Here is a 17236-nt window from a genome sequence, read left to right on the forward strand (position 1 = left end):
ATTCAGGAAGGAGAACCTATGTTAAAAACAGTTGTGAAAAAGGGCAGCTATCATGATTCTGTTGTTCTGATGCTTCTGACCAACCAGATTTCTACGATCGAGGGCGTTAAGAAAGTATCCATCATGATGGCGACACCGGCAAATAAAGATATTTACAGACAGAGCGGACTGGCTACCGAAGAACTGGAGGCCGCATCTGCAAACGACCTGGTTATCGTTGCGGATATCGACGATGACAGCCTTCTTGACACTATCGAAGCGGAGATGGAAGAGTTCTTTAAGAAGCAGTCTACCGAAAGCGCTGATAAGAAAGGCGCAGAGAGCGTAAAATCCTGGGAGAAGGCTCTTGCAAAACAGCCGGATGCGAATCTGGCAGTGATCTCTATCCCTGGCGCATATGCGGCTCTGGAAGCAGACCGCGCGCTGGACGAGGGATTAAATGTATTTATGTTCAGCGATAACGTAACGCTGGAGGACGAAGTAAAACTGAAAAACAAAGCACACGAAAAAGGACTGGCTGTGATGGGACCGGACTGCGGTACCGGCATTATCCAGAGTGTGCCGATCGCATTTACCAATAATGTGGCTCCGGGCTCGATCGGAATCATCGGGGCTTCCGGTACGGGTATCCAGGAACTGACAACGATCATCGACAGACTGGGCGAAGGCGTGACCAACGCCATTGGAATCGGCGGACGTGACCTGAACGCGGCTGTTGGCGGAATTACCATGATGGACATGATCGACGCAATGGAAGACGACGACGCAGTGAAGGTACTGGTGATCGTTTCCAAGCCGCCGGCAAAAGAAGTACGGGATAAGATCGCGGCCCGCTTAAGCAATTTCAGCAAACCGATCGTAACCCTGTTCGTTGGAGAGAAGCCGGAATATCACGAGGAGAACTTCTATCATGCTTATACACTGGACGAGGCTGCCCGCCTGGCAGTGGGCCTGGTAAGAGGCGAAGAGATCCCGGAGGCTTCCGTAGAAGTAGACGAGTCTTCCTTCTACAAGGCAGAAGACAAGAAGACCATCAAGGCATATTATTCAGGCGGTACACTGGCAAATGAGGCGGCTATGCTGATCAAAGACGCCATGGACGTAAAAGTTCCGCCGGAAGATATTGAAGGCTATATGCTGCAGCTGGACGGCAACGTGGTTGTGGACCTGGGCGACGACGCTTATACACAGGGCAAACCGCACCCGATGATCGACCCTGCAAAACGAATTGAGTGTATGCAGGAAGCAGTAGACGACGAGTCTACAGGAGCCGTTCTCTTTGACATTATGTTAGGATACGGTTCACACGCAGATATGGCAGGCGCGCTGCTCCCGACCATCAAGGAACTGATGGCAAAGGCAGAGGGACAGGGAAGAAAGGTATTCTTTGTCGCTACCGTCTGTGGAACCAGAAGAGACTTCCAGGGATACGATGACGCTGTCAATAAATTAAAAGAAGCAGGCGTGATCGTATGTGAAAATAATAAACTGGCATGCCGCACCGCGATCCGTGCCATCGGCAGAGACTTTAATGAGCCTGCAAAGGAGATCCGCCCGAAACAGGTGGTAGATTTCCCGAAGGCTGCTCCGTCCGAGAAGCTTCGTCAGCTCTTAAGCGAGAAGCCGAAGATCATCAACATCGGTCTGAAGAGCTTTGCAGAAGTGGTAGAGCAGTTTGGCTGCGAGGTGGTTCAGTATGACTGGATGCCGCCGGCAGGTGGAGATGTGAAGCTGATCAAGGTTCTGAATTTCCTGAGAAACTACGAGGGAATCGACGAGAAGAACCAGGAAGTGATCGCAAAGGTGGTTGCAAGCCAGCCGATCTTAAGAGACAATGTCCGTGCAAAAGAAGTCATTCCGGAACTCAATGAAGGAAAAGTCATCCTTCACGCAGGTCCTCCGGTAGAGTACAAGAACATGCCGGATCCCATGCAGGGCTCCTGTGTAGGCGCAGTCCTTTTCGAGGAATGGGCAGACAATGAAGCAGACGCAAGAAGGATGCTGGAGAACGGCGAGATCAAATTCATCCCCTGCCACCATGTCAATGCGGTAGGACCGATGGGCGGTATCACTTCTCCGAATATGGCAGTCTTTGTTGTAGAAAATGTAACCGGCGGAAACCGCGCTTACTGTACCATGAACGAAGGGATCGGAAAAGTGCTCCGTTTCGGTGCATATTCTGAAGAAGTTATCGATCGTCTGCGCTGGATGAGAGACGTCCTTGGACCGACACTTGGCAAAGCCCTTCGTTCCATGGAGAACGGACTTGCCATCAACCCGCTGATCGCCAAGGCTGTTGCCATGGGCGATGAGTTCCATCAGAGAAATATCGCAGCTTCTCTTGCATTCTTAAAAGAGATGGCTCCGATCATCACCAAGATGGATATGGACGAAAAAGACCGTTACGACGTGATCAAGTTCCTGGCTGATACCGATCAGTTCTTCTTAAATATCATGATGGCTACCGGCAAGGCAGTAATGGACGACGCACGTACCGGAACCGATGGTACCGTTGTAACCGCTATGTGCAGAAATGGTTATGAGTTCGGTATCCGTATCGCAGGTATGGGCGACGAGTGGTTCACAGGTCCTGTTAATACTCCGCAGGGACTTTATTTTACCGGATATGACGGCGAGGACGCCTGCCCGGATATGGGCGACAGCGCCATCACCGAGACCTTTGGCGTCGGCGGTATGGCTATGATCGCGGCTCCGGCTGTTACCAGATTCGTAGGAGCAGGCGGATATGAAGATGCACTTCGTACCAGCAACGAGATGATGGAGATCGTCATCGACAGAAACCCGAACTTTACGGTTCCGACCTGGAACTTCCAGGGAATCTGCCTTGGCATCGACGCAAGAAAAGTGGTAGAGAAAGGCATCACGCCTGTGATCAACACCGGTATCGCGCACAAGATCGCCGGATACGGACAGATCGGCGCAGGTACGGTTCATCCTCCGATCGAGTGCTTCGAGAAAGCGATCACAGCATACGCAAAGAAGCTTGGCTACGATCCCGAATAGAGAGTGACGGAGGACAAGGTTATGGAAAAAAAGAAAGTTGTCATTGCATTAGGCGGAAATGCTCTGGGAAATAATATCCAGGAGCAGAAAGAGGCGGTAGCAAAGACAGCGCAGGTGATCGTCGACCTGGCAGCCCAGGGGCTGGAGCTTGTGGTAACCCACGGCAACGGCCCCCAGGTGGGCATGATCCAGAAGGCGATGGACGAGCTGGCTACCAATTATACCGATAATTATATGGAGACTCCGCTTCCTACCTGTGTGGCCATGAGCCAGGGATATATCGGTATCGATCTGCAGAATGCGATCAAATATGAATTACACCGCAGAGGGATGGACGTAAAAGTTTCTACGATCCTGTCCCAGGTAGAGGTGGACAAAAACGACGAAGCTTTCCGGAATCCGACCAAACCCATCGGACGGTTCCTGACCGAGGAAGAGGCAAAGAGAAACCAGGAGAACGGTATTCCCTGCATGGAAGACGCAGGCAGAGGATACCGCGTGGTGGTTGCCTCCCCGATGCCAAAGAAGATCCGGGAGCTTCTGACCATTAAGACGCTGGTGGACGCGGGACATATCGTGATCACCTGCGGAGGCGGGGGCATCCCCGTTGTAGATGAGGACGGAAAATTATCCGGCGTCAATGCAGTCATTGATAAGGATAATGCCAGCAGCCTGCTGGCCGCTGAACTTGGCGCGGATTACCTCATCATACTGACAGCCGTGGAGAAGGTGGCGATCAACTTCGGGAAAGAGAACCAGGAATGGTTAAGTGATCTTACCGTTGACCAGGCGAAAGAATACATCGCACAGGAACAGTTTGCCAAAGGCTCCATGCTTCCGAAGATCGAAGCAGCGATCCGCTTCGCAGAGTCTGGAGAGGGAAGACGTACGCTGATCACCCTTCTCGACAAAGCTGCGGCCGGAATCGCCGGTGAGACCGGAACGGTAATACACAAGTAGTTTAGGAGAGAGAAAATGAACGTACCAACAAATCTGTTTATGTGGATAATGGCCTGTCTGCCGATTATCGTACTATTACTCCTTTTGATCAAGTTCCAATGGGGCGCCACTGAGGCCGCCCCTATTGGGCTTTTGATCACGATCATTACAGCGGTGGCTTTTTATAAGGCGGACTTTACCCTGCTGGCGTCCGAGACAGCAAAGGGGATCTGGAGCGCGCTTCCGATCCTTTTGATCGTCTGGACGGCCATCCTTTTGTACCAGGTGGCGGATGAAGCCAAAGCCTTTCTGGTGATCCGGAACGGCATGCGAAAGCTTCTTCCCAATGAGCTTTTGCTGGTGCTGGCACTTGGCTGGATCCTGGAAAGTTTCCTGCAGGGCATTACTGGATTTGGAGTACCGGTTGCTGTAGGCGCCCCGCTTCTGATCGGGATCGGTATGCACCCTATGTGGGCGGTGATCCTGCCCCTTCTGGGACAGTCCTGGGGTAATACATTTGGAACACTGGCGGCGGCATGGGATTCTCTTGCTTCCACCTCCGGCCTAACAACAGGAAGTCCGGAATATTTTGCTGCGGCTCTGTGGGCCAGCGCCTTCCTGTTTGTATGGGATGTGATCACAGGCCTCATCATGTGCTGGTTCTACGGAAAAGGCGCGGGCGTGAAGAAAGGTCTTCCAGCAGTTCTGATCCTTGCAGTGATTCAGGGCGGCGGAGAACTTCTGTTAAGCCAGGTAAATACTACACTTTCCTGCTTTATCCCGTCCTGCGTATCTCTGGTGGCATTATTCCTGATCGGAAGAATGAAAATGTACCGCGAGGAGTGGAAACTGGAAGACAGCCCGATCATGAACCGGGCCGGAACCACTGCCAAAGAAGAAGAGGGTCCCTCCGATATGTCCCTTCTTCAGGCATTTGTTCCCTACTTTATCCTGACAGCCCTGACCATTATTGTCCTGGTGGTAAAACCCATCAATGAGTTCCTGGGACAGTTCTCCATCGGATTTTCCTTTGCGGAGACCTCCACAGGTTACGGATTTGTCAATCAGGCGGTGGAGAGCTTTTCTCCGCTGGTTCCGTTTACCCATGCAAGCATGTTTTTGTTCCTGTCCTCCATCATCGGACTCATCTATTACGGCAGCCACGGATGGATCAAAAAGGGCGGCACAGGGCGTGTGTTTGCAAAATCCGTGGCAATGACCATGCCGTCAGGCATCGCAGTCATCGGACTGGTGATCATGTCCAGGATCATGGGCGGCACCGGACAGACGGACGTCCTGGCGGACGGGATCTCCCGTGTGCTGGGCAAGGCTTATGCGATCTTGTCACCGGTAGTGGGACTGATCGGAACCTTTATGACAGCCAGCAACATGTCCTCTAACATCCTCTTTGGCGCATTCCAGTCTACGACTGCGGGACTTCTGGGACTGAACGAGGCGGCAGTTCTGGGAGCGCAGACCGCAGGCGGCGCCATCGGCGCGGCCATCAGCCCCAGCAAGATCATTCTGGGTACAACGACAGCGGGGATCCTGGGAAGAGAAGGCGAAGTACTGAAAAAGCTGATGCCCATTTCCATCGGGACGACGATCGTGATCGGTCTGGTGGTATTTGCCACAGCGGTATTATAAGGATAGCAGGATAAAAGGAGGCAGATAAGGTGAAAAACAGTTTTTTTAAAACAAAAGAAGGCGGACTTACGATCGCATTTATCATCATCATGATATCCTTCTTCCTGATCCAGGGCGGACTTGCCGCAGGCATGAACGGACTGGCGTATCTGGGACTTGTTCTGGTGATCATTTCTATGTTATATTCACCGGTCAAGGTGTTTATCATAGACAGAAAAAAATAAGAACCGCAAAAGGAGCGGAACCTTTGCGGGAAAGGAAGGTAGCATATGGGAATTGAAGATGTAACCGGAAGAATTGCAAGAGATCTGGAGCATTTAAAACAGTACACGGCAACTCCGGGCAATGGCTGTACGAGACTGCCGTTTACCAAAGAAGCAAGAGACGCTGTGAACTATCTGAAGGAACTGATGACAGAAGCAGGTCTGGAAGTTACGGAAGATGCGGCAGGCAATGTGATCGGAACCCTCAAAGGGGAGGATCCGGACGCTCCCTGCGTTATGATGGGATCTCATTATGATTCTGTTGTAAACGGCGGAGACTATGACGGCATCGCCGGTGTGATCTGCGCCATTGAAGTGGCAAGAATCTTAAAAGAAGAAGGATTTGTTCCGAAGAGAAACTTTGTTGTGGTTGGCTTCTGCGACGAGGAAGGTATGCGTTTCGGAACCGGATACTTCGGATCCGGAGCAATGCTGGGACACAGAGACGTAGAGTACACTAAGAAATTTGCAGATACCGACGGCGTGACCATTTATGAGGCCATGAAGGGCTATGGCCTGGATCCGGAAAAGATCGGCGAGGCTGCATGGAAGGAAGGATCCATCGGGCACTTCCTGGAAGCGCACATTGAGCAGGGACCGGTGCTGGACGCAGAAGGCACAGAGCTTGGCCTGGTAGAAGGGATCGTCGGGATCCAGAGATACATGGTAACCGTTCACGGAAGAGCGGACCATGCGGGAACCACACCCATGGATATGAGAATGGACGCCGTAGACGCAGCCACAAAGGTGATTTCCAAGATCGCCGACTGGGCAAGAGAGAAAGCGGACGGAACCGTTTCTACAGTGGGGTATATCAACACTGTTCCGGGCGGAATGAACATTGTGGCAGAGAAGGTGGAATTTACCGTTGACATTCGTTCCATGAACAACGACAACATCAACGATATCACCAACCGGATCCGCAAGGCTCTGGACAAAGAAGTGGCAGAGTACGGCGGAAGCTATGAGATGGACAACAAACTGACCATCACGCCGGTACACCTGTCTGCCGAGATGCTGGACTTTATGGAAGAAGACTGCAAGGAGAGAGGCTATACATACCGCAGAATGCCAAGCGGAGCCGGACATGACTCTCTGGAAATCGGTCAGAGCATTCCGACTGTTATGATCTTTACGCCAAGCAAAGACGGCAGAAGCCACTGCCCGGTAGAGTTTACCAAATACAGTGAGTTTGCCAAGGCGTCTGTGATCATGAAGGATCTTGCGAAGCACTATCTGGAGAAATAAGACGGACCGGATCTGACGCCGGATTCCGGGAATCCGGGAATCGGCGTTACATGAGACACAGCTGGAGCGGTCGTACGGTTTTGTACTGTACGGCCGCACGTTTTTTATGTTATAATGGATAAGTAATCGGTAAGGGAGTTTTAGAAAAATGGCGGTGAGACAAAGAATGGCGTTGTATGTAAAAGACCTGTTAAAGGAAGAAGCGATCAACGGAGCACGGCTGATCAGCGGGGAAGAAGGACTGGATAATGAGATCAAAGGCGTAACCATCATAGAAGCTCCGGACATTGTAAAGTGGATCAACGGAGGCGAGGTGCTTCTGACGGGTCTTTATGCCTTTCGCTTCTGCACGATGGAAGAGTTTCAAAGCTATATCGACGAGCTGGAAAATAAAAAGATCAGCGCCCTGATCCTGAAGCGGGGTAAACCGGTAGAAGGAGCGGAGGAAAAGATCGGATATCTGCTGGAATTTTCCAGAAAACACCAGATCCCTGTGCTGGAGATGCCTTTTGAGATTTCCTTCCGGGATGTGATGAGCTGGCTGATGGAGCGGCTCTTCAACGAAGAAGTTACCCAGCTGAAGTATTTTAAGACGACTCACGACAACTTTTCGGCCCTGGTGCTGAATTCGGAGAATGTGGACGTGGCGATTGACCACATTCTGGAGGTGCTGGCCAAGCTGATCGGCAATCCCGTAGCTGCCTTTAACCGGCAGCTTAACTGCATCGGAGCCTCTGACGGGGCGGACCGGGAGGTTGAGATCTTAAGGGAGGCAAGACCCTATCAGCCGGATATTTACTCGAATTATGAATATCTGATCCAAAAAAGCGGGGACGGGGACAAAGACCAGTATATCATCAAAGTCAAGCTGAATCTCAGGGAACGGCTGTATCTTGTGATCACGGAACAGAACCGGCCCCTCGACGTGATGGACTGCATCGCTGCGGAAAGCGCGATCTGGGCCCTGCAGTTTGAACTGGTGCGCCAGTATTCGGTGGCGGAACTGGAAAAGAAGTTCCAGAACGATATTATGCACAATATATTGAACGGAAAGATTGATTCTGTCTCAGAACTGCAGAAAAACACTAGCCTTTTGGGCGTGCCTGTCAACGGTTGTTTCCGGGTGATCGTTTTTGGATTAAAGGGAGACGAAAGAGAGAAAAAGGACTTTAAGTCCAAGATCAGCGAGACGAATCTTCTAAGCGACGCCATCGCCTGTCAGGCAGGAAATGTGAAGATCTACAATGATCTGGATCGGATCGTGGTGATCAAAGAAGTTCCAAGAGAGCAGACACAGGAGGAGTACCGGGCAGAGATCCGCGCCGTGGTGGAGGAAGTGCAGGCTTATGTGAGCCGCTCGCACAAAGAGATGCAGATAAAAGCCGGTGTGGGAAAAGTGGTGGAAGGGATCATCAACCTGCCGGAAAGTTTTAAAGAGGCAACGGAAGCCTTCACATTTGTGGATATTGCCGGGGAGATCTCAGAAGACGGTAATACCCAGGTGACACTGTTTTCCGATCTTGGCATTTTCAAACTCCTGTGCCAGCTGGACGATCCGGAACAGCTGCTGGAGTATGTGCCGGAAGGGCTGCAAAAGCTGTATAACTACAAGAAGCCGCAAAGAGACGATCTTCTGGTTACTTTAAAGACCTACCTGGACAGGAACCAGAATCTGTCCAAGACGGCTCAGGATCTGTATGTACATTATAAGACAGCTTCTTACCGGATTGAAAAAATTGAAAAGATCACGGGCGTGGACTTCAGCAATGCCAATGAAGTGCTGGCTTTTCGGATCGGCCTGGTGGTCTACAAGATGATTGAGAAGTATAACCGGGACTTTATATAGGAACCCTGGAAGCCTGGCGCGAAGACAGCGCTTTGCTTTTCGGATCCTGATATCCCGCAGAAACGCGTATAAATATGAATGAGAAAGATAATTTATCCAAAATAGATAAATTGTCTTTCTTTTTTTTATCTCCATCCGCCGATGCGGATTGTTAAATTATTATCTATAATAATAGACAAAACAGAGAAGAAATCCAGAAATAGAGCGTTAGAATTGTGCAAAATGTTCAAACAATTTAAAAAATGGAGGGTGACTATGAAAGTAAACATCGAACGGATCCACTCCCGGCTGGAAGAAATCTATCAGTGTGGCAGAAAAGAAGACGGAACCTTTACCCGTATGGCGTATTCACCGGAAGATGTAAAGGGAAGAGAAACATTTATGAATTATTTCCGGAAACTCGGGATCGAACCAAGAGTGGACGAGGCCGGAAATATCCACGCCAGACTGGAAGGAGAGGACCCGTCCCTTCCGGCGATCCTGACAGGATCCCATCTGGATACCGTTCCGGACGGCGGAAAGTATGACGGAGTGGTGGGATGTGTATCCGGCCTGGAGGCAGTGGAAACTCTGGTGGAAAACGGAAAGAAACTCCGCCACCCCCTGGAAGTGATCGTATTTACCGATGAAGAAGGATTCCGCTTTGGAAGCGGACTTTTAGGAAGCGGCGCGATCTGCGGACAGGATCTGGACATCCGGGAGACAGACCTGGATCTTTATGGAAATGAGAGAGGCGAGGTCATCAAGTCTTACGGGATCACCGTGGCAGATGCACCAAAGGCCAGGATCAGACCAGAAGATGTACATTGCTTTATCGAGCTTCATGTAGAGCAGGGCGCTTCTCTTTATAAAAGCAAGACTCCCATCGGAGTGGTCTCGTCTATTGCAGGTGTGAGCCGGTATGAGATCACCATTACAGGCGAGGCCAACCATGCAGGAAGTACCATTATGGCGGACCGGAAAGACGCGCTGGTGGCTGCTTCCAGATTTATCGCACAAGTGCCGGAGATCGTAAAGACAAATGGCAACGATTACACGGTGGCAACCGTGGGAACTATCAAAGTCCAGCCAAACTCCGTAAATGTGGTTCCCGGAAGCTGTACCTTCAACCTGGAGATCCGCGATCAGGACGCGGCAGTGATCGGGTGCATTGAGAACCATGCGAAAGCATGTCTGGAACAGGTATGTAAGGAGATGGGCGAGGAGTACACATTTACCCAGATCTCCTATCATGAGCCGGCGCCCATGTCCGAATGGGTAAAAGCCGCGATTGAGACAGAGGTGCAGAAGATGGGCGTGGATTACAAGGTAGTCCCAAGCGGAGCCTTCCACGATTCTCTCATTATGACAGCTGTATTTCCTACCGGCATGATCTTTGTGCCAAGCGTGGACGGCATCAGCCACTCCAGGTATGAATTTACGGAAGACGCAGATATCGAACAGGGAGCGCAGCTCCTTTTACAGACCATTTTAGAAGTAGATAACATGGATGACCATGTTAAATAAAGAAGAAAAAGAAAGGCAGGTAATAGTATGGAAAAGAAAAAGATTGGTATTATCGGCGGAGGAATCTCAGGAGCATGTCTCGGATATCACTTAAGCCTCTATGATAACGCAGAGGTGATCGTATTCGAGAAAGATACCATCGGCGGAGCTTCCACAGCAAAATCAGCAGGAACCGTATGTCTGTTTGATGATTCTTTAAGAAACAGATACTGGGACGTAAGACTTTACGGCTTTGAGTCCTATCTGAAGATGGAAGCAGAGGAAAAAGGAAGCGCAGGATTTGACAAGACTGGTACCTTGGTTGTTGCCACCAACGAGAAGGTAGAGGCTACCATCAAGACCGGGATCGCGCTTGCAAAAGCAGCCGGCTACAGCGGCGAGTACATCACTGACAAAGACCGCATCAAAGAGATCCTTCCGGATATCTCCACAGAGAACATCCTGGGAGCAGGATACACACAGGATGACGGATACTTTGACGGAACCATGATCTCCAACACCTATGCAAAGAAAATGCAGAAAAACGGCGGCACGATCAAGACCGGCGTGAAGGTAACCGAAGTGATCAAAGAAGGCGACAAGGTTACAGGCCTGAAGACAGACGAAGGCATTACCTATGACTTTGACGTTGTAGTAGACTGTACAGGACCGTGGAGCAAATTCACAGGAGATATGGTAGGACTGGATGTTCCGATCTGGCATACCAAGGCAGAAGCCTTCTTCCTGTGTCCTCCGGGAAAGAAATTAAGCTACACCTTCCCGGTACTGAAATATCCTGAGTTCTACGCCTTAAGAGCAGGAGACAACATCTTCATCTGCAAGTCCCACCTGTCCATGGATCTGAACAACCCGATGCATGCAGGTCAGTGGGATCCGGACAAGCTGCCGGCAACAGGCGGAACCGATGACTACTTCATCGACTTCCTGTTAGACCAGCTGGAAGCAAAGGTTCCGGGCATCGTAGACAGCGGACTGGTTTCCTCCTGGCTGTCCTACAGGGCAGAGCCAAAAGACTTCCTTCCGATCCTGGGCGAGACTCCGGTAGAAGGATACTACCTGGCAACAGGATACGGCGGAAACGGCGTGATCGAAGCTCCTGCATCCAGCAGAGACCTTGCGAAACTGATCATGCGCGGAGAGTCTACTCCACTTCTGGAGGACTGGGCATTTAAGCGTCTGATGAAATAAGTAAAAGGGAACGGAGAGAAGAATAGATATGAATATAGCAGTTCTGATTAAACAGGTTCCGGTTTCAAACGATGTGTCTGTAGATCCCGAAACACATGCCCTGGTGCGCGCAAGCTCAGAAGGAATGATCAATCCTTCCGACTTGAACGCCATCGAGGCGGCGCTTGTCCTGAAAGAACAGACAGGCGGCAAGGTAGTGGTATTTACCATGGGACCTCCGGATGCGGAAAAATCATTAAGAGACGCTATGGCACTTGGATGTGACGAGAGCTGCCTGATCACCGATCGTGTATTCGGCGGTGCAGATACCATCGCGACTGCGAAGGTTCTGGCAGAAGGAATTAAGAAATATGGTACATTTGACCTCATCATGGGCGGAGCGCTGTCAGCAGACGGCGCTACCGGCCAGGTAGGAGCCATGGTTGCAGAATACCTCGATATTCCGCATGTCACAGAGATCCAGGCTGTTTCTTATGACGAGAGCGAGCCGGACAAGGTAACAATTATGAAGAAGTTCCAGGGACTGGATCTGACCATCAAGGCGGCGCTGCCGGCGCTGGTAAGCGTAAACTTCGGAGCCAATGAGCCAAGACTTGCCACCCTTCGTACCAAACGTGCGGCAAAGTCCAAACCGCTGGCTACCTATACCAATGCTGAGATGGGCATGGATCCTGAGGAAATTGGTCTGAAAGGATCTCCGACCATCGTAACAGACTCCTTTGAGCCTGAAAGCGACAGGAAGGCAGAGTTCCTGACGGGTACACCGAAAGAACTGGCTGAAAAACTGAAAGAGTTAATTGAGACGGAGAAAGGAAAAGAGTAATGGCTAAGGGAATTTGCGTATACGCAGAAAATTATAATGGAAAAATTGAGCCTGTCACAGCAGAACTGATCTCCGCAGCACACAGCATCAAAGAAACAACAGGCGAACCGATCCAGGTGATCGTTGCCGGAGAAAAGTGTGAAGCTCTTACAGATCAGTTAAAACAGTCAGGCGCAGATGAAATTTATGCAGTCAAGACAGACAGAGACTGTGCATTTCAGGATGACGCGTTAAGCCAGGTGATCGCCGATATGCTGAAGAAGATCGATCCTTCCAGCGTGCTGGTACCGGCAACACCCATGGGACGCTCCATCTTCTCCAGAGTGGCAGTGAAGCTGAACTGTGGACTTACCGCAGACTGTACAGAACTTCTGGTGGCCAGGAGAGAAGACGGCACTTACTATATCAAACAGAACAAGCCTTCCTTTGGCGAGAATGTATTCGTTACCATCGTGACCAAAGAAGGTTATTATCCCCAGATGATGACAGTAAGACCGGGCGTTTATACTCCTTATGAAGGAGAAGGATCTGCAGAAGTGACGTATTTTGATGATATCGCACTTCCGGCTTCCAAGGTTGAGGTGGTCGGAGCAGTTCCTGCAGAAGCAGAAACAGACAGCATCCTTGCGGCTGAAGTGGTAGTCGTAGGCGGAAGAGGGGCCGAAGAGCCGGAAAGCTTTGCACTTTTGAAAGCATTTGCGGACAAGATCGGGGCTGCCATCGGTGGAACAAGACCGCTGGCAGATACAGGCCAGATCCCATTCCAGAACCAGATCGGACAGACTGGATTTACCATCCGTCCGAAGATCTGTATCTCACTGGGAGTTTCCGGTGCGATCCAGCACACGGAAGGCATCAAGGATACCAGGCTGATGGTTGCCATCAACACAGATGAGAATGCGCCGATTTACAACATTGCCGACTATGGAATCGCGGCAGATTTAAATGAGGTGCTGAAAGCATACTTAGAGTTGTAGTCCCCCCATAATATATAATGCAAAAAAGAAGGATTGCTGTTATACTGTATATGACGGCAATCCTTCTGAACGTGGAAAAGGTCAGAAAGTAAATTATTTATATTCAATAGAAAGGAAGAATCATTATGGAATTATTAGACATCATGAGAAACCGCAGAAGCATCCGCAAATACACAGAAGAGGATATCCCGGAAGAGAGCCTTACCAAAGTGCTGCAGGCAGGTCTTCTTGCAGAATCCGGAAAAGCGATCCGCCCCTGGGAGTTTATTGTAGTAAGAGACAGGGCTATGCTGGATGAACTGTCCGGATGCCGGGAAGGCGGCGTTGCCATGCTCAAAGAAGCAAAATGCGCCATCGTTGTGATCGGAGACGCTGACAAGCAGGACGTATGGGTAGAAGACTGCTCCGTAGCTATGACCAACATGCATCTGATGGCAGATCATCTGGGACTGGGAAGCTGCTGGATCCAGGGAAGACTGCGTAAAGCTGACGCGGATACGACTACAGAGGAGTATGTACGCGCAAGACTTGGATTCCCGGAGAACTACAAACTCCAGGCTATCCTGTCTCTTGGTATGCCTGCTGCAAAACCGGCTGCTTATGAGCTTGACAAGCTGCCGATGGAGAAGGTACATTACGAGAAATTCTAAATCTTAGAAGTGCGAAACCGCTCATTTGAAACGGGGCAGGAAGCGACTGGAAAAAGCCGCTTCCTGCCCCGTAATCTTTGCAGGGGGAAAGTGTGGGAATTATCGGCCCGCTTCACCTGAGACAAGGAGCCGGTTCTTCCTGCGCCAGTAATAAGGCGCCAGCAAAAGCAGTGTCGCTCCCCAGGCCAGGGGATAGCTGTACAGCAGGGTGGACAATTCTCCGGTCATGGGGGTGACGAACAAGATCCAGGACAGGCGGATGATCAGTACGCCGCCCATGGTAATACATACCGGGATCAGTACGTCGCCGATGCCGCGAAGAGCGCCGGAGAAAATTTCCACAAAGATGTAGATTACATAACTTGGAGCGATGGTCCGCAGCATGAATACTCCGATATCTACTACGTTGGGATCTGTAGTAAAGGCATAGTAGAGGGGGCGGCAGCAGACGAAAAGGAAGACCAGAAGTCCGCCGCACAATGCCAGGGACATGCCAAGGCACACCCGTACACTTCGCTGGATCCGTTCGTATTTTCTGGCGCCGTAATTCTGGCCGGCGAAGGTGGCGATGGTGATGCCAAAGGAGCCGGTAATGGTCCAGAAGATGGCGTCTACCTTTCCAAACGCCGCCCAGGCCGCCGCCGTATCTGTTCCAAAGTTGTTGATGGCGGTCTGTATGATGATATTGGAGATGCTGTATGCGCAGGACTGGAGCCCGCCCGGTAGGCCGATGCGGAATTCTGCCCTGAGAAGATCCGGATGGATCCGGATGGCCCGAAGCCGCAGGCGCAGCATATCGTAAGATTTCATCAGAGCCCGGGACACTAGCCCCGCGCTTACTGCCTGGGAGATCACAGTGGCAATAGCGGCGCCTGCAATGCCCATGCCAAGGCCTACAACGGCAACCAGGTCCAGGATGATATTTAAAATACAGCAGATGATCAGGTAATAAAGCGGACGCCTGGAATCTCCCAGAGCCCGCATGATATAAGATCCCATATTGTAGATCAGGGTAAAAATGATGCCCAGGAAGTAGATCCGAAGGTACAGCGTGGAATCTGCGATGGTATCTTCCGGCGTCTTCAGAAGCCGCAAAAGGCCCGGCGTGGCAAACCATCCGATGATGGAGATCAGGATGCTTGCGACGATGGAAAAGGCATAGGCTGTATGCAGACCTTTATTCAGGTTTTTCTCATCTTTTGCGCCGTAAAACTGGGCGATGATCACACTGGCTCCGGCGGACAGGCCGGTAAAAAAGCCAATGACAAAGTTGGAAAGTACGGCGGCGGATCCGCCCACGCTTGCCAGGGCCTGCTTTCCCACAAAGCGGCCCACGATCACGGCGTCTACCGTATTATATAGCTGTTGGAACAGCGTTCCTACCATGATCGGGAAGAAAAAAATCAAAAGCTGTTTCCAGATCACGCCTTCGGTAATCGGATTCGAAGTCCTGCTCTCTGTGCTCATACCATAGTCCCCCATGTGTTTTATCTTCTGATAATTTCCTGTACCTTCCGGTTCCGGTATCAGAACCGGATATCTTAAGATATCATAGCATTATTAAATTGCTTTATAAAGAGATTTTTGCTAGAATAGAAAAGAAATGTGCCGCCGGGCGGCAAAGAGAAGAAAGATTGGGAGAGAAAGTATGAAAAAGTACGAAGAATCCCGCTATCAGTGGGAGGAAATCCGCGAGAAGATTTATCCGTGGATCAAAAAGGAACTTACAGATACCCATGCGCTGGGAGGGAAGCATTTTTCTGAAAAAGACGCCCCGGTCGTGGCATTCCTGGGAGATCTGAAGATTATATTTGTAATAAAGCGACAGGGGGATACTTACGAAGTGCTGAAGGATTCCATGCTGCCGCCGGGATGTGATATCGAGGAGCTTTATCACACAGCCTGTGAGAATCTGGTGCGGGACGTGGAGTTTGTGATCGGCAATACCTGGTACGGCGCCTTTGCGATCCTGGCAGACGGTCATAACGAAGCCACGGCCATCTGCTTAAAGCATATCTGGCAGGTTTGCGTAGATAAACTCAAAGACGATCTGGTGATCATGCTGCCTGCCAAGGATACGGTGCTGTTTGCTCCGGCGGGACAGCCGCAGGTAGTGGAAAAGATGGAAGAACATGCCAGGATGGCCTGGGACCAGAGCGCGGACCGGATCGGCATGGAGAAGTTCTGTTTTCTGGCAGACCGAAGAGAATTAGTGGTATATGAGGAGTAGAATAACGGAGGAAAAAAAGAAATGTTAGACATTATAAAAGTAATCATTCTGGGGATTGTAGAAGGTATCACTGAGTGGCTTCCGGTCAGCAGTACCGGTCACCTGATCCTGGTAGGGGATTTCCTGGCCCCCGGCATGAGCGATGCATTTATGGAAATGTTCAATGTGGTGATCCAGCTGGGCGCCATTATGGCGGTGGTGGTTCTGTACTTCCATAAGCTGAACCCATTTTCACCAAAAAAGACGCAGCGGCAGAAAATGCTGACCTGGCAGATGTGGATCAAGGTGCTGATCGCGTCCGTCCCGGCCGGCGTAGTGGGCCTCCTCTTTGACGACGTGCTGGACCGGCTGTTTTATAAGCCCCTTCCGGTGGCAGTGATGCTGATCGTCTATGGTATCCTGTTCATTGTTGTGGAAAATCACAATGCAGGGAAAAAGCCCGGTGTCACCAAGATCTCGGAGCTGACGGTGCGGATGCTTCTGTGGATCGGCTTTTTCCAGATGCTGGCTCTGATCCCCGGCACCTCCCGGTCCGGAGCTACCATTGTAGGAGCGCTGATCATCGGCGTGTCCAGAGAGGTGGCTGCAGAGTTTACCTTCTTTCTGGCGATCCCGGCCATGTTTGGCGCAAGCCTGTTAAAGCTGGCAAAATTCGGCTTTGCATTTACGGCGGAGGAATTCGGCCTGTTGCTTCTTGGCTGTCTGGTCTCCTTTGGATTGTCCATCGTAGCCATCAAATTCCTGATGGGCTACATCAAGAAAAACGACTTTAAGATCTTTGGCTATTACCGGATTGTTCTGGGCGCGCTGATCCTTCTGGTGTCTCTGGTGTCGGCGATTGCGGCTTAGGTCTTGCTTTTTGAAAAAAACGTGTTATAATTATGAGAACGGTTGC

14 protein-coding genes are annotated in these 17236 nt (G+C 50.8%); 13 read left to right on the forward strand and 1 reads right to left on the reverse strand.

All coding sequences use genetic code 11. The features are described from left to right. Positions 1 to 18: 18 nt before the first annotated feature. The 11 genes from fdrA (at position 19) to ABGT54_RS12125 (ending at position 14111) form a co-directional block, all read left to right on the forward strand. Positions 19 to 3024 carry an acyl-CoA synthetase FdrA gene (gene fdrA / locus ABGT54_RS12075; protein ID WP_346664294.1) on the forward strand — a complete coding sequence of 1002 codons (3006 nt, stop codon included), beginning with the start codon at positions 19 to 21 and terminating at the stop codon, positions 3022 to 3024. 21 nt (positions 3025 to 3045) lie between these two features. Beyond that, the gene (gene arcC, locus ABGT54_RS12080; protein ID WP_204909603.1) at positions 3046 to 3984 is read left to right on the forward strand and encodes a carbamate kinase; all 939 of its coding nucleotides are present in this window, start codon (positions 3046 to 3048) and stop codon (positions 3982 to 3984) included. A 15-nt stretch (positions 3985 to 3999) separates the two neighbouring features. Then, on the forward strand, positions 4000 to 5610 hold the full coding sequence (locus ABGT54_RS12085) for an L-lactate permease (RefSeq protein WP_346664295.1): 1611 nt from the start codon (positions 4000 to 4002) through the stop codon (positions 5608 to 5610). Positions 5611 to 5639: 29 nt separating this feature from the next. Beyond that, entirely contained in the window at positions 5640 to 5834 is a 195-nt protein-coding gene (locus ABGT54_RS12090; RefSeq protein WP_346664296.1) for a hypothetical protein, read from the forward strand. A 45-nt stretch (positions 5835 to 5879) separates the two neighbouring features. Further along, complete coding sequence (locus tag ABGT54_RS12095; protein WP_346664297.1) at positions 5880 to 7121, forward strand: M20 family metallo-hydrolase; 1242 nt, start codon at positions 5880 to 5882, stop codon at positions 7119 to 7121. Positions 7122 to 7269: 148 nt separating this feature from the next. Next, positions 7270 to 8967 carry a PucR family transcriptional regulator ligand-binding domain-containing protein gene (locus ABGT54_RS12100; RefSeq protein WP_346664298.1) on the forward strand — a complete coding sequence of 566 codons (1698 nt, stop codon included), beginning with the start codon at positions 7270 to 7272 and terminating at the stop codon, positions 8965 to 8967. Positions 8968 to 9222: 255 nt separating this feature from the next. Further along, positions 9223 to 10473, forward strand: a complete 1251-nt coding sequence (locus ABGT54_RS12105) for a Zn-dependent hydrolase (protein WP_346664299.1) — start codon at positions 9223 to 9225, stop codon at positions 10471 to 10473. A 27-nt stretch (positions 10474 to 10500) separates the two neighbouring features. Then, entirely contained in the window at positions 10501 to 11661 is a 1161-nt protein-coding gene (locus ABGT54_RS12110) for an FAD-dependent oxidoreductase (protein WP_346664300.1), read from the forward strand. Positions 11662 to 11689: 28 nt separating this feature from the next. Then, positions 11690 to 12484 carry an electron transfer flavoprotein subunit beta/FixA family protein gene (locus tag ABGT54_RS12115; RefSeq protein ID WP_346664301.1) on the forward strand — a complete coding sequence of 265 codons (795 nt, stop codon included), beginning with the start codon at positions 11690 to 11692 and terminating at the stop codon, positions 12482 to 12484. Next, positions 12484 to 13461, forward strand: a complete 978-nt coding sequence (locus ABGT54_RS12120) for an electron transfer flavoprotein subunit alpha/FixB family protein (protein ID WP_346664302.1) — start codon at positions 12484 to 12486, stop codon at positions 13459 to 13461. Before ABGT54_RS12115 ends, ABGT54_RS12120 begins: the two co-directional genes overlap by 1 nt. 125 nt (positions 13462 to 13586) lie before the next feature. Continuing rightward, entirely contained in the window at positions 13587 to 14111 is a 525-nt protein-coding gene (locus tag ABGT54_RS12125) for a nitroreductase family protein (protein ID WP_204932174.1), read from the forward strand. A 99-nt stretch (positions 14112 to 14210) separates the two neighbouring features. On the opposite strand, the gene ABGT54_RS12130 is transcribed toward ABGT54_RS12125, so the two are convergent. Beyond that, positions 14211 to 15578: an MATE family efflux transporter gene (locus ABGT54_RS12130; RefSeq protein WP_346664303.1), complete on the reverse strand. Its 1368-nt coding sequence runs from the start codon at positions 15576 to 15578 to the stop codon at positions 14211 to 14213. A 181-nt stretch (positions 15579 to 15759) separates the two neighbouring features. On the opposite strand from ABGT54_RS12130, the gene ABGT54_RS12135 reads away from it, so the two are divergent. Together ABGT54_RS12135 and ABGT54_RS12140 are read left to right on the forward strand one after the other, a co-directional pair. Next, a complete protein-coding gene (locus ABGT54_RS12135) occupies positions 15760 to 16341 on the forward strand; it encodes a hypothetical protein (RefSeq protein ID WP_346664304.1) in 582 nt (193 codons plus the stop codon). Positions 16342 to 16362: 21 nt separating this feature from the next. Continuing rightward, complete coding sequence (locus ABGT54_RS12140; RefSeq protein WP_346664305.1) at positions 16363 to 17190, forward strand: undecaprenyl-diphosphate phosphatase; 828 nt, start codon at positions 16363 to 16365, stop codon at positions 17188 to 17190. Positions 17191 to 17236 lie beyond the last annotated feature (46 nt).

The sequence above is a fragment of the uncultured Merdimonas sp. genome (genome assembly GCF_963929015.1).
Classification (GTDB): domain Bacteria; phylum Bacillota; class Clostridia; order Lachnospirales; family Lachnospiraceae; genus Merdimonas.